We start from the raw sequence: 16,984 nt of genomic DNA, 5'->3' as shown, positions 1-16,984 counted from the left end.
AAGTACCGTATGTGCCACTTTACACCATTATAACGAAGATGGCAATCCGTTGAATATCGGAGGTGCTATTGGTAATATGACCGTTTATGTTTTGGATGATTATCTGCGTCCTGTTCCTGTAGGAGCCGCCGGAGAGCTTTATATTGGTGGTGCGGGTATTGCCAGAGGCTATCTGAACCGTCCTGAATTGACAGAAGAACGATTCATCACTAATCCATTCCAAACTCCGGAGCAGTATAAAAAAGGAGAGAATGGCAGATTGTATAAGACAGGGGATTTAGTACGCTGGCTGTCAAACGGAGAGCTGGAATATATAGGAAGAAATGACTTCCAGGTGAAAATCCGTGGCTATCGTATCGAATTAGGAGAGATTGAAAATACTTTATTAAGTTATCCAGGCATTAGACAGGTTGCAGTAATAGGCAAAGAAAATAAATCAGGAATTAAATATCTGGCCGGATACTATGTTTCTGATATGATGATTGATTCAGTATTACTTTCAGAATATTTATCTGAAACCCTTCCTGAATATATGGTTCCCGGAGCTTTTGTTCATTTAACAGCTTTACCATTAACCATCAATAGAAAACTGGATAAAAGAGCATTACCGGAACCTGATTTCACAGGAAACAAAGAATATTCTGCTCCGGAAACGGAACTTCAGAAGAGTCTTGTAGAAATTTATGGAGAAGTACTGGGAATCAATGCTGAAAGTATCAGTATTCATGATGATTTCTTCAGATTAGGAGGAGATAGTATCATCAGTATTCAGCTGGTGGGAAAAATAAAGCAACGCCTGGAGGTAAGACTGAGCGTGAAAGAAATATTCTCCTCAAGAACAGTGGCAGCATTGGCTATCCTGATGGAAGAGAAAAAGTCAGGAACAGAAGTTGAGATCCTTACGGAACAGGGAATCCTTACAGGTGAAGTTCCGCTTCTCCCTGTTCAGGAATGGTTCTTTAGTGAAAAAGAAAAAGGGTACCTTGCGGATTCGAACCACTGGAATCAGGCATTCTTGATTAATGTTCCTGAGCTGGATAACGATCTTTTAGAGCAAAGTATTGAGCTCCTGATTGAAAAACATGATGCATTCAGACTGTATTATCCATTTGAAAACGGAAATTACAGTCAGTATTACGGTGATCAGAATACAGCAGCCAAAATCAATTATCTTGATGCTTCCCAATTGAATAAGGAAGAATTAGCTGAGATATTCACAGCCTGGCAGTCCAATTTCGATATTGAAAACGGACCATTATATCAGATTGGATATATCAATGGTTATCATGACGGAAGTGCAAGAGTATTCTTTGCTTTCCATCACCTGATCATTGATACAGTGAGCTGGAGAATCATTCTTGAAGATCTCAGAAACATCTATCAGGCACTTGAAAAAGGAGAAAATTACCAGATTAAAAAAGGCAGCAGCTACCGTCAATGGGTACAGGCGATTAAAAATTATAAATCTGAAGATACAGAATCCAGAGATAAAGAATTGACCTATTGGAACGGAATAACTTCTCAGGTAGATGTAAGCAATCAGATCCTGGAGGAAATTTCCGGTGCCGAATACCATCATGATATTCTTCTTTTGGATCAGAATACTACCGAAAAACTGATCAGAGGAAGTCATCATGTATACCAAACAGAAATCAATGATCTGCTGTTGGCAGCATTAGCATCAGCACTTACAGATTTCACCGGAACATCCCGACATGCTATCGTATTGGAAGGACATGGGCGTGAAGATGTATTCTCTAACCTGGATATTACGGAAACGGTAGGCTGGTTTACTTCCATGTATCCGTTATTGTTGGATACAGGAAGAAATGCGGGTGAGACTGTGATATTGACAAAAGAGGCTTTAAGAGAAATTCCGGACCATGGTATCGGATACGGAGGACTTGTAGGCTATACTAACCATGAACTTCCAAAGATTGGATTCAATTATCTGGGACAACTGGATCAGGAAGACCATTCCGGCGAAAAAATATGGTTTATTGCAACCGAAGATACCGGTCTTTCAATAGGAAAAGGCAACAGAGACAGTCATATCATCAGTATCAATGGTGGTGTATTGAGCGGGCAGCTTCGTTTCAGTATTTCAGGATATCTTACTCAGCAGCAGGTAGCGCAGCTTACCCAATCTTTTAAAGAGCAGCTTATCCACGTGGTTGAAGAACTTTCTCAAAATACCCGCAGCTTCCTTACCCGTTCGGATGTTGATTATGTCATAGATCAAAAACAACTTTTAACGGTTCAGGAATCAGAAGAAGTAGAGAAAATATACCTGGCGAACAGTCTTCAGGAAGGATTTGTGTACCACGCCTTGAACCAAGGTGATACAGATGATGCATATCGAGTACAATTAGTATGGGATTATCTTTCTGATATGAACATTGAAGCCCTTAAAGAAGCATGGTCTTACACCCAGCAGCAGTTTCCGGCACTCAGACTTAGATTTGACTGGAGCGGAGAAATCATCCAGATCATTGATAAAAAAGGAAACTTAGACTGGCGTTATCAGGATCTGAGTACCATGAATGAAGAGGATCAGGAGGAATTGATTAAAGAAGCTACCCAAAAAGACCGCTTTGAAGTATATGATTTATCAAAAGGAGGACTATTCAGGGTATATCTGTTCAAACGTTCCGAAAAGCATTATACCTGCCTATTCAGTAACCATCATGCGGTATTGGATGGGTGGAGTATGCCTATCATACTGACCAGTATTCATGATATCTATTTGAAACTAACCAAAAAACAGGATCTGAATATCGTAGCAGATCATGCCTATATCAAAACCCAGGAATACCTTCAGCAGCACAAAGAGGGCAGCCGAAGCTTCTGGAATACTTATATGAACCTTCTCGAAGATCGTGAAGATCTTAGCAGCCTGCTCAAAGAATCTCAAAAACACATTGATTTGGGAACCTATCGCCAGATTAAAGACCATCAGGCTGTAAAAATGACGATTATTGAAGAGGAATATCAGCAACTGAAAAAATTCACTACGGAAAACGGATTTACTATTAATGCACTTCTGCAATACTTGTGGCACAGTCAGTTAAGCGTATATGGAGGTGTTGGAACTACTGTAGTTGGAACTACCGTATCCGGAAGAAGCCTTCCTGTAGATGACATCGAATCTTCTGCGGGTCTCTTTATCAATACACTTCCATTAATTGTACAGCATACTGAGGGCAGAGTGGTGGATATTATTTCGGATATCCAACAGAGAATCAGTGAACTAAATACCCATAGTGACGTAAACCTTGCAGAACTTCATCAGGATGCAAGACGTATTTTCAGCAGCTTATTTGTGTATGAAAACTATCCTGTACCACAAGGTGGAGATGATAATAATGAATTAGGATTTGTATTCAAGGACTCTGTTGAAAAGCTGGATTATCCATTAGGAATTATGGCATTTGAGCAGGGAGAAAGCGTTACCCTGAAGATCAACTATGAAGGTGTTCTTTTTGAACAGCATACCATGGAGCAGCTGATTGATGGAATGAAAACGGTTCTTGCCCAAATCCTTGAGAATTGGAAAATTACTTCCGATGAATTCCTGCATATTTCTGACAATCAGTTTAAACTAATGGAAGGATGGAATGCCGTAGAATCAGATTATCCTTCTGATAAAACCATTCATCAGCTGTTTGAAGAACAAGTGGAGAAAACTCCGGAAAATATAGCATTGGTTTATCAGAATGTTGTTTTAACATATAGAGAACTGAATGAAAGAGCAAACCGCTTAGCCCATTATTTGATAAGTACTTATGATCTTCAGCCGGATGAATTGGTTCCATTATGTCTGGACCGTTCCGAGAATATGCTGATTGCCATTTTAGCTGTTTTAAAATCCGGAGCAGCCTATGTACCGATGGATCCGTCTTACCCTGTAGAGAGAATAGAACATATTCTTCAGGACACTGGCGCAAGACTGATTTTAGGTCAGGAATATACCGCTGAAAAGTTGAAAAATGTTGCAACAGATGTGATTTCTTTAGATGAGATTACCTTTAAAGCAACACTAGAAACAGAATCAGCTAATAATCCTGTTACCAATACTCAACCCAATAATTTAGCATACGTCATTTTCACCAGTGGAACGACCGGGCTTCCTAAAGGAGTAATGGTTGAACACAGAAACGTATCCAACCTGATCCATCAGGAAGCTAAGGAATTTGGCTTGCTTGAAACCGGAGTTCAAAAGAACAGTTTATGGTATGCGAATTATGTATTTGATGCCCATGTTTGGGAACTGTACCCATCCATTACCCATGGACATACAATTTACATTTTGGAAAAAGAACTTCAAACCGATTTGTCTGCTTTAAAAGATTATATCGAAGAGAATAGCATCCGTATTGCAACGATTCCTCCGGTATTATTAACAAGAGAATATCTTTTACCATTAGAAAAACTTGTAGTGGCCGGAGACGTTACCAATCCACAGGTAATGGCAATGTATAAGGAGCATGGAGTAGACTTAATCAACGCTTACGGACCAACAGAAACTACGGTATGCGCCACTTTACATCACTATAACGAAGATGAAAATCCTGTAAATATTGGAGGACCAATTGGGAATATGACTGTTTACGTACTGGATAATCATCACCGTATTGTTCCTGTAGGAGCTGTAGGAGAGCTTTATGTAGGTGGAGCAGGAATAGCCAGAGGTTATCTGAACAGACCAGATCTTACAGAAGAGCGTTTCATTGTTAATCCTTTCCAGACTGCAGATCAGAAAGTAAAAGGAGAAAACGGATGTTTATACAAAACGGGAGACTTAGTACGCTGGTTATCCAATGGAGAGCTTGAATACATTGGAAGAAATGACTTCCAGGTGAAGATCCGTGGCTATAGAATTGAGCTGGGAGAGATTGAAAACCAATTGCTGGGCTATCCTGGAATCAATCAGGTAGCTGTTTTAGCCAAAGAAAATAAGGAGGGCTTAAAATACCTAGCCGGATATTATGTTTCTGATACTGCAATAGATTCATCCTTACTATCAGAATATCTGTCAGAATCCTTACCTGAATACATGGTTCCCGGAATCTATATTCATTTAACCTCTTTACCGCTGACGATCAACGGTAAACTGGATAAAAAAGCATTGCCTGAACCAGAGTTTACTGGAGGTAGCCATTATGTTGCTCCTGAAAATGAATTACAGGAGAAATTATGTAAGGTTTATGGTGATGTGTTAGGAATTAATCCTACTGCAATCAGTATTCATGATGATTTCTTCAGATTGGGAGGAAACAGTATTATGGCTGTTAAGCTCATCAGTAAAATCAGACAGGATCTGGATCAGCAGGTCAATGTAGGAATGGTATTTAACCATAAAACAGTAGCCTCTCTTTCAGGTGTTTTAGCCTATGAAAATCAGAATGAAAATCAAATAGACTTTGTTTCAGTCAAAGTTAATTCCCCTGAAGAACAAAGATTATCTTTTGCTCAGGAAAGACTTTGGTTTATAGAATCCTATGAAGGCGGAAGCAGTGCCTACAATATTCCTATCATTACAAGATTAGACGACAGTATTCAGCTTGGTCTTTTTGAGGAATCTCTGAGAACAGTAATCATGCGACATGATATACTCCGTTCCATGATTCATACTACTGAAAATGGAATAGGGTATCAGAAGGTTACAGACCTTGTTCCGGAGATTAAAGTTTCAGATGTGAAGAATGGGGAAGAATTGGAAAACTCCATCAACCAATGTGTGAATAAAGTCTTCAGACTGGATGAAGAGCTGCCTATAGAGATCAATATGTTTAGAATGGCAGGGCAGGTTTACTTGTCTATTGTTGTTCATCACATTGCCTTTGACGGATGGTCTACGGATGTTTTCTTAAAAGAAGTGGCCTCTATTTACTACGCGCTTGCAGAAGGAAAAGAGACTGAACTTTCTCCTGTAAAAGTTCAATACAAAGACTTTGCATTGTGGCAGCGTAATTATCTTTCAGGAGAACGTCTTGATAATCAGATTGGGTATTGGAAAAATAAGCTGGATGATTTCCAGAATCTGGACCTGCCTTCAGACTTTAAAAGATCGGCTCAAATATCCTACGAAGGAGAAAATCTATATTTCAACCTTACTACAGAACAGGGAGAAAAGCTTAGAGCCCTTTCCCAAAAGCTGGGGGTAAGTCTTTACAGTCTTATGCTGGGAGGCTATTATCTGATGCTATCTGCTTATTCCGGTCAGGATGATATTGTAGTAGGAAGCCCTATTGCTAACCGTCACTATGCTGGTCTTGAAGATGTTATAGGGTTCTTTGTCAATATGCTAGCATTAAGAGAAAAGGTAGATCCTGCTCAAAATATCAGCGATTTCATTCTTCAGGTATCAAAATCAGTTAATGAAGCCCAGTCTCATCAGGATCTTCCATTTGAAAAACTGGTGGATGAGCTTGGCGTGGAACAGGATACTTCAAGACACCCTGTTTTCCAGATCATGTTTGGTCTTCAAAGTGTTGATAAAGAGTTGAAAGCGAGTGAAGGAGACGTGTTATTCCATTCTTTTGCAGGAGAAGTAGACTATAAAGCAGCCAAATTCGATCTCACTACAATGATTGACGATGATGGAGAAAATATCCGCATCATGTTCAATTACGCGAAAGCTTTGTTTAGAGAAGAAACCATTACCCGAATGGCAGGTTCTTATCAGCTTCTTTTAGATCAGATTATAGAGAGCAATCCGGATGATACACCAATCCGTAACCTTTCCCTGATATCAGAAGAAGAAACTCTTCAGTTGGGGCATTGGAATGCCACACAGGAAGATTATCCTTCGGAAATGACCATTCAAAAGCTATTTGAATATCAGGCTGAAAAAAATCCTGATACCATTGCCCTGGTATACAATGATGTCAAGCTTTCATATCGTGAACTTAATGAACGGGCAAACCGTTTAGCGAATCATCTGATCCATCAGTATCAAATTCAGCCAGATGATCTGGTGCCGTTATGCCTTGAGAGATCAGAAAATATGCTGATTGCCATCCTTGCGATATTAAAGTCAGGAGCTGCTTATGTACCAATGGATCCGTCCTATCCTGCAGATAGAATAGGACACATTCTGGAAGATACCCAGGCAAAATTGGCCATTGCACAGGAAAGTACAATAGAGAAATTACAGAATATAGAAATCATTTCACTGGATGAAATTACCCTTAAAGCAACACTTGAAACAGAATCAATTAACAACCCTGTTACAGAAGTTCATTCAGGAAATCTCGCTTATGTAATCTACACCAGTGGAACAACAGGACTTCCTAAAGGAGTAATGATTGAACATAAAGGAGTAATAAACCTCATCAGATCAATGATTAAGGCGCACCGACTTGAAGAATATCAGGAAGTAGGATGCTATTCCAATTATGTATTTGATGCCTTTGTGTATGAAGCATTCTCTGTATTGGGTAACGGAAACACTTTATGGGTATACAGCAATGAGCTTAGAACTTCAGTGAATGAGCTTAATGATTATATTAAAACCAATGCCATCGAAGTTTCCTTTATTCCACCAGTTCTGTTAAGAGAAATTGTGGAAAACGGAACTAGTCTGAAACTGATCTTCGCAGGAGGAGAAAGCTTCCCTGCATTGGATAAAAACATTGAAAATATTACCCTTGTCAATGAATATGGGCCAACAGAAGGAACTGTATGTGTCACACTACATGACTATAAAGAAGATAAAAACCCATTAAATATTGGTGGAGCCATTGCCAATACAACTTTATACGTTCTTGATAATCAATACCGCCCTGTTCCTGTAGGAGCTGTAGGAGAATTGTTTATCGGTGGAGCAGGTATTGCCAGAGGTTATCTGAACAGACCTGAGCTTACAGAAGAACGTTTTATGGCAAACCCATTCCAGACGGAAGATCAGAAGGATAGAGATGAAAACAGCCGTTTATACAGAACCGGTGACTTAGTTCGCTGGCTGCCAAACGGAGAGCTGGAATACAGAGGAAGAAATGATTTCCAGGTGAAGGTCCGTGGCCATAGAATTGAATTGGGAGAGATTGAAAATACCCTGCTTCAATTTGAAGGCATTCGTCAGACAGCAGTTCTGGCTAAAGAAAATAAATCAGGCTTAAAATACCTGGCAGCTTACTATGTGTCTGATTCGGCCATTGATGCCAACAGGCTTTCTGAATTTGCATCAGAATCCCTTCCGGAATATATGGTACCAAGTGCTTTTGTTCACCTGATTGAACTTCCGCTTACCATTAATGGAAAATTAGACAGAAGAGCATTGCCGGAACCTGAATTTACAGCAGGTAAAGATTATGTAGCCGCTGAAACAGAACTTCAGTCCACACTTTGCCAGATCTATGGTGATGTACTTGGGCTTGATCCGGATACGATCAGTATTCATGATGACTTCTTCAGATTGGGTGGTGACAGTATCATAAGTATTCAGCTGGTAGGAAAGATCCGCCAGCAGTTAGAAGTAAGATTAAGTGTAAAGGAAGTCTTCACTGCCCGAACTGTAGCCTCATTATCCCAACTGATAGAAGATAAAAAACATGGTAATGAAGCCGCTATTCTTACCGAACAGGGAATTCTGACAGGAGAAGTTCCGCTTCTTCCGGTACAGGAATGGTTCTTTGAGCAAAAAGAATCCGGATATCTGGCAGATTTCAATCACTGGAACCAGGCATTCTTAATCAATGTTCCTGAACTTGATAAAATTCTCTTTGAACAGGCTGTGGAACAATTGCTGACAAAACATGATGCATTCAGACTAGGATATACAGGCCATACACAAGAATATAAAATAGGGCAAAAAGCTTCTGAAATTAAATATCTTGATGCTTCTGATTTGAAGGCTGAAGAACTGGCTGATATATTCACAGACTGGCAGTCGCATTTTGATATTGAAAACGGTCCGTTGTATCAGATCGGGTATATCAATGGCTATCAGGACGGAAGTGCAAGAGTATTCTTTGCATTCCACCACCTTATTATTGATGCAGTAAGCTGGAGAATCCTGACCGAAGACCTGAAAAATATCTATCAGACTCTTGAAAAAGGAGAAGCCTATCAGGTTCAGAAAGGAAGCAGCTACCGTCAATGGGTAGAAGCCATTAGAAACTATAAGAAAGAGAACCCGGAATTAAGAGATAAAGAAACCACCTATTGGAATCATATTGCTGATACCGTTGAAGAAAGCAATTCAACATTATCTAAATTGATTACGGGCGAATACCATCATGGTCATCTTCAATTGGATAGAGAGTCCACAGGAACTTTGATTCGTGGAATCCATCATGTATACCATACTCAGATCAACGATTTGCTGTTGTCTGCTTTAGCTTCAGCTCTTACTAAAGTTACAGGAGATGAACGTCATGCTATTCTGCTGGAAGGGCATGGCCGTGAAGAAGTCTTCAGTCAATTAGATATTACGGAAACGATGGGATGGTTTACCACCATGTATCCGGTGCAGCTGGAAACAGGAAAATCATCAAAAGAAACCGTTATTCTGACCAAAGAATCTTTAAGAAGCATTCCGAATAATGGAATTGGTTATGGTAGCCTGATAGGATATATTAACCGTGAATTACCGAAGATCAGCTTCAATTACCTAGGTCAGCTTGACCAGGACGACGTATCCGGAGATAAAGCATGGTTCATTGCAGCTGAAAATAGTGGCACCGGAGTTGGAGCTTCTAACCGTGACAGTCATTTTGTAAGCATTAACGGTGCTGTAGTTGACGGACAGCTTAGATTTGGAATTTCAGGATACCTTTCTGATGAAAAGATCACACTTTTAGCAGGAAACTTTAAGCAGGACCTTGAAACCATCATTAAGAACCTTTCAGAAGAAAACAGAAGCTACCTTACAGTATCAGATGTAGACTATGTAGTAGAAAACGTTCAACTTTCAGCCATTCAGGAAAAAGGAGAAATAGAAGGAGTGTATCTGGCTAACAGCTTACAGGAAGGATTCGTATACCATGCCCTGAATCAGGGAGAAACAGACGATGCATACAGAGTACAGCTGATGTGGGATTATCATGCTAAAATCAATACAGATAAGCTTAAAAATTCCTGGAAGTTAACGCAGGCACAATATCCAGCTCTAAGAATCCGATTTGATTGGAATGGTGAAATTGTACAAATCATAGACAAAGAAGGAATATTAGACTGGCGATACGAAGATATCAGCACGATGTCTGAAGAAGCTCAGGAAGGGTTGATTCAGAAAATTACGGATAATGACCGCTTGGAAGTATATGATCTTTCTAAAGGAAATCTGTTCAGAGTATATCTATTCAAACGAAATGAAGAACATTACAGCTGTCTGTTCAGTAATCATCATGCTATTCTGGATGGATGGAGTATGCCTGTTATCATGAATAGTGTTCATGATGCCTATCTGCATCAGCTTCACGGTCAGGAATTAACTTTATTGACAGATTCTGCATATGCTGTAAGCCAGAAATATTTACAGGACAATAAAAAAGCAGGACGTAACTTCTGGAATCAATATATGACTCTTCTTGAAGATCAGGAAGACCTGAGAAACCTTGTAAAAGAAGATCAGAGACATATCGATTTAGGAACTTACCGCCACATAAAAGACCATCAGAAGGTAACAATGCTGGTGAATGGAGACCGTTATAATAGTCTGAAAGACCTTACGAAAGCGTATGGATTAACGGTAAATGCAGTAATGCAATACTTATGGCACAGCCAGTTAAAACTGTACAGCGGATTGCAGACCACTGTAGTAGGAACCACCGTTTCAGGAAGAAACCTACCTGTAGATGGGATAGAATCCTCAGCCGGATTGTATATCAATACCCTGCCATTAATTGTGAGTCATGAAGAAGGACGCGTAGTGGATTGTATTATGGAAATCCAGAACAGGATCAGTGAGCTAAATTCTAATAGTGATATTAGCCTTGCAGAGCTTCATCATGATGGCCGCCGTATTTTCAGCAGTTTATTCGTATATGAAAATTATCCTGTACCAAAAGGAGGTGGCAATAATGAGCTCGGTTTTGCTTTCAGAGATTCCGTTGAAAAACTGGATTATCCGCTCAGCATAATGGCCTCAGAGCAGGGAGATCGTGTGACATTAAAAATCAACTACGAAGGCTTTATTTTTGAATCAACAATGATGGAGCAGCTGGTAAAAGGAATGGAATTGATGCTGGATCAGATTGTAAAAGACCCTGATGTAAACTCAAACAGTATTTTATATATTGCTGATAAACAGATTGGTTTGTTGAATTCATGGAATAATACTGAAGACTTAACAACTTCATATAATACCACCCTTCATCAGCGATTTGAAGAACAGGCAGCCAAAACACCGGATCATATTGCATTGGTGTATAAGGAGACCCGGTTATCTTACCAAGAACTGAATGAGAGATCAAACCGTTTAGCCAACTATCTGCTTCAAACCTATGATCTTCAGCCGGATGATTTGGTTCCATTATGCTTAGAGCGCTCAGAAAATATGCTGATTGCTATTTTGGCAGTATTAAAATCCGGAGCGGCATATGTTCCGATAGATCCTTCATATCCAACTGAAAGAATAGAGCATATCCTTAAAGATACAGATCCTAAAATCATCATAAGCCAGGAGAGTACAAAAGATAAAATAGAGGTATTAGAGGTAGCTAAGGTTATTTCCTTGGATGATTTTGATATACAGTTAGTTGTTGGTGAAATGTCATCAAAAACACCTGCTGCTTTAACATCTCCTGAAAATTTAGCTTATGTGATCTACACCAGTGGAACTACAGGACTTCCTAAAGGAGTAATGATTGAGCATAGAAATGCAGTCAATGTAGTAGATCAGGTAAGGGAAGCTTATGGTTTCAGTGAAGGAAGAAAGATAACCGCTTATACTTCATATGTTTTCGACGTTTCCGTATCTGAGTTTTTCAATACGCTGTTGTTCGGAAATGAACTTCATCTATTGGATGAAGAAACGAAAAAAGATGCAGACTCCATAAGCAGATATTTGCTAACCCATGAAATTGACTATGCTTATTTACCCCCTGTAATGCTTTCTGTACTGCCGCGTATAGAATATCCGAGCCTTAAAGGACTATTGTATGCAGGAGAACCATGTGATTATGAAACAGGTAAATACTGGTCAGAATATACTCAGCTTTATAACCTGTATGGTCCAACTGAAGCAACCATTTATGGAACCTATAAAAAAGTGGAATATGGTGATGTACAGCTTATAGGCCGTCCCGTAGGGAATTCTACGGCTTATATTTTGGATGGCTGTGGTCGCTTACTTCCTGTAGGAGCTATTGGTGAACTTTATCTTGGTGGTGCAGGCATTGCCAGAGGCTATCTGAACAGAAAAGACCTTACAGAAGAAAGATTTGTTGATAATCCTTATCAGACTGAAGAGCAAAAGAAAACCGATGAAAACTCTCGTTTATACAAAACCGGAGATTTGGTTCGCTACTTAGCTGATGGAAATATAGAATACATTGGCCGTAACGATTTCCAGGTGAAGATTCGAGGATACAGAATAGAGTTAGGTGAAATAGAAAACACCCTTTCCCAATATCCGGAAATAAGACAATCTGTGGTGCTGGCTAAGGAGAATAGTAAGGGCATGAAATATCTTGCCGGATACTATGTTTCAGACACAGCATTGGAAGTAGAAAAGCTTACCGCATTTTTATCAGAAACATTACCGGAATATATGATTCCTTCCGCATTCATTCATTTAAAATCATTACCATTAACCATCAATGGTAAGCTTGATAGAAAGCTACTGCCTGAACCTGAATTTACAGGCGGAAGTGAATATACGGCCCCAATGAACGAACTTCAGGAAAAGCTTTGTACAATTTATGGAGAAGTACTCGGAATTAATCCGGAATATATCAGTATTCATGATGATTTCTTCAGATTAGGAGGAAATAGTATCATGGCCATTAAGCTTATTGGTAAGATCAAACAGGAACTGGGATTACAGGTGAGTGTATCAATGGTTTTCAACCATAAGACAGTCGCTTTATTGGAAGGAATATTAACAGCTGGAGACAGTATTGCTGAACAAATTGAAATCATTCCTGTTGAGGTTAGCTCACCGGAAGAACAGCGTTTATCTTTTGCTCAGGAAAGACTTTGGTTTATAGAATCTTATGAAGGCGGAAGCGGTGCTTATAACATTCCAATGATGGTTACTCTGGGTGCAAAAACAGATATTGCTGCATTGTGTAAAGCTTTGGAAACAGTGATCCGGCGCCATGAAATACTCCGTACACTCATTCTGACAACAGAAAATGGAGTAGGTTATCAGGTAGTTACCGATCTTCTTCCGGAAATCAGGACGATAGAGGCAGGAAGCAGAGAAGAGTTAGAAGAATTAGTAAACAAAGTTGCTCATAAAGTATTCCGTTTGGAAGAAGAAATCCCTGTTGATATCAGTATTTTCAGGTTAGATACCACCAGTTATCTTTCTGTGGTTATTCATCATATTGCCTTTGATGGCTGGTCTACCGATTTATTCCTGAAAGAAGTGGCTGAAGCCTATCAGTCCATTTCAGCAGGTCAGCAGCCAGAGCTTCCTGAATTAACAATCCAGTACAAAGATTTTGCATTATGGCAGCGAAATTACCTTTCGGGAGAACGTCTTGACCGCCAGATTGAATATTGGAAAACAAAACTGAATGACCATCAGAGCTTAGATCTTCCGGTAGATTTCCACAGGCCGGCTGAAACTTCCTATGAAGGATATACCATCGGGTTCAATATTTCGGAAGAAACAACCCTTGGGTTGAAAAAAGTATCTAAAAATCTTGGGGTTAGCCTGTATAACGTGATGCTGAGCGGTTACTACCTTACCCTTTCTGCCTATTCAGGGCAGGACGATATTATCGTAGGAAGCCCTATTGCCAACCGTCATTATGCAGGTCTTGAAGATCTTATCGGATTCTTTGTCAATACATTGGCGTTAAGGGAAAAGATTGATCCTAAACAGAATATCAGTGACTTCATCCTGCAGGTATCAAAATCCGTAACAGACGCCCAGTCTCATCAGGATCTTCCGTTTGAGAAACTGGTAGAAGAACTGGGAGTGGAACAGGATACCTCAAGACATCCGGTGTTCCAGGTGATGTTTGGGCTTCAGACCAGCAATGCTGGTGAGGCAGCAAACCAAGGAGAAGAAGCTATTTTCCTGCCTTTTGATGGTGATGTAGACTATCAGGCAGCAAAATTTGATCTTACAACGATGATTAATGAAAGCCCTGACGGAATTCAGATAACTTTCAACTATGCGACATCTTTATTTAAGAAAGAGACGATCAACCGTATAGCAGGCACTTATCAGTACCTACTGGGGCAGATTGTAGAATTTGGAGCATCTAATACTAAAAATCTGGAAATAGGAGAAATGTCTCTTCTGCCAGAAACAGAAAATAAACAGATCACAGAGATATTGAATGATAACAGAAAAGCATATCAGGAGAAAAATACCATTCATCAGCAGTTTGAAACTCAGGTGATCAAAACTCCCGATGCTGTAGCCCTGGTGTATCAAAATGTAAGTCTGTCTTATAAAGAACTGAATGACAGAGCTAACCAGCTGGCTAATTATCTTATCAGAGAATATCAGCTTCAGCCGGATGATTTGGTTCCGCTATGTCTCGAACGTTCCGAAGAGATGTTGATCGCCATTCTTGCCGTATTAAAGGCCGGAGCAGCATATGTTCCGATGGATCCTTCATATCCTGCAGAAAGAATCAGCCATATTTTAAATGATACAGGGGCTGGGGTTATGCTGATCCACGAAGAAGCAAAGCATAAATTAAGTGAAGTTCCTTTGAATGTAAATCTGGTTTCATTAAACAGCAGAGAATTAATTGATAAACTAGCAGCTGCAGATTGTCATAATCCTGTAACTCAGGTATCTTCAGACAATTTAGCTTATGTAATCTATACCAGCGGAACGACAGGACTTCCAAAAGGAGTAATGATTGAACATAAAGGAGTGATCAATCTGATAGATGCCATGACAGAAGTTCATCAGCTTGAAAAATATCAGAATGTAGGAGTGTACTCCAATTACGTATTTGATGCCTTTGTATATGAGATTTTCCCATCTTTATGCAATGGAAATACCCTTTGGCTGTATAGCAATGATTTGAGAACCTCAGTGAATGATCTTAATGATTATATTAAAGCAAATACCATAGAAGTTTCCTTTATTCCGCCGGTTCTGTTGAGAGAAGTTGTGGATGATGGAACGGGCTTGAAGCTGATTCATGCAGGGGGAGAAAGTTTCCCTGCTCTGGATAAGAATATTGAGAACATTACTCTTGTTAATGAATATGGGCCGACAGAAGGAACTGTATGTGCTACGCTTCATCATTACAAGGAAGATAAAAATCCACTGAACATTGGTAGAGCCATTGCGAATACAAGTTTATATGTTCTTGACAGCCAATATCGCCCTGTTCCAACAGGAGCAATAGGAGAGTTATATATTGGTGGAGCCGGTATTGCAAGAGGTTATCTGAACAGGCCTGAACTTACTGAAGAGCGATTTATGGTAAACCCATTCCAGACGGTAGATCAGAAGGATAGAGGAGAAAACAGCCGGTTATACAAAACAGGAGATTTAGTACGCAGACTAACGAATGGAGATCTGGAATATATGGGAAGAAATGACTTCCAGGTGAAGATTCGTGGTCACAGAATTGAGCTGGGTGAAATTGAAAATACATTACTTAGCTATGAAGGTATTCGCCAGGCTGCTGTTTTGGTTAAAGAAAATAAAGGAGGAATAAAATACCTGGTTGGATATTACGTATCCGATCCTGTGATTGATCCGCAGTTGCTTTCGGAATTCCTGATGGAATCTCTTCCGGATTATATGATCCCGAATATTTTTGTTCATCTTGAACGGCTTCCGTTAACGATCAACGGTAAACTGGATCGAAGACAGCTTCCTGAACCTGAATTTACAGGCATTTCAGAATATGCAGCTCCTGTAAATGAATTGCAGAAACAACTGACAGAGATTTACGGTGAAGTGCTGGGTATTGATTCCGAAAGCATAAGTATTCATGATGATTTCTTCAGATTGGGAGGAAACAGTATCATGGTGATCAAGCTGATAAGCAGAATAAGAGCATTATTGGATGTCCAGATCAAAATCCTGGATATTTTCAAAGAAAGAACCATTAGCAAATTGTCGGTGATTCTTAGCAAGAATGATAAAGAATATAAAACGATATCTACGCTGGGCGGAGTTAACAACAAGCCTAATATTTTCCTTATTCATCCCGGAAATGGAGGCAGTGAAGTATATCAGTCTCTGGCAGAGCAGCTTAAGTCAGATTATGATTGTTATGGAGTAGATTCCTATAACCTGTACCATGAAGAGAAAATTGATAATCTCAGCAGGCTGGCCAATTATTATTTGGAACACATGGATGTTATACAAGAGCAGACTCAACAGGAAGAATACATTTTGCTAGGCTGGTCCTTGGGTGGAAATATCGCATTGGAAATCGCCTCTGAACTGGAGAAAAGAGGACATCAGAAAATTAAGGTCTATTTGCTGGATACAATTCTGTATGCATCAGATCAGACATTAATAGACTTTCTTTCATTCCCAACGGATGAAGAATTAAGTAGCAGGCTGGAAGTTCCGATTGGAGACAGCCATTTTATAGCTACTAAAAGCTTTATGTCAGCTGAGTTTACGATTGCTAAAGAGCCTATTTCCAATACTTTGAACTCAACCCAGATTGTATTATTGAAAGCAATGCAGAGTGGAGATACATTCAATGAATCATTTAATAATCACATCAAAAATTCAATGTACAATAATATAGACTCGATCGTAGAAAACAGAGATTTACTTTTTGTTTATCCTATTGAAGCTTCGCATCAGATGATGCTGGAGAAAGAAGAGCAGATCCTGGATATCATTAATCAAACAGTTGGAAAATAA

At 39.6% G+C, this 16,984-nt stretch carries 1 protein-coding gene (running past one end of the window); it reads left to right on the top strand.

Features of this window, described 5'->3' with window-relative positions; genetic code table 11:
• On the top strand, positions 1 to 16,984 hold the 3' end of the coding sequence (locus tag CHSO_RS02750; protein WP_045492111.1) for a non-ribosomal peptide synthase/polyketide synthase. Its footprint begins 27,257 nt before the window's first position; only the last 16,984 of its 44,241 coding nucleotides appear in the window; its start codon lies beyond the left edge, outside the window; it ends in the stop codon at positions 16,982 to 16,984.

Origin of the sequence: Chryseobacterium sp. StRB126, from assembly GCF_000829375.1 — a bacterium.
Lineage (GTDB): Bacteria > Bacteroidota > Bacteroidia > Flavobacteriales > Weeksellaceae > Chryseobacterium.
The sequence above is the reverse complement of the archived record's forward strand: the minus strand, read 5'-3'. Positions and strand labels throughout refer to the sequence as shown.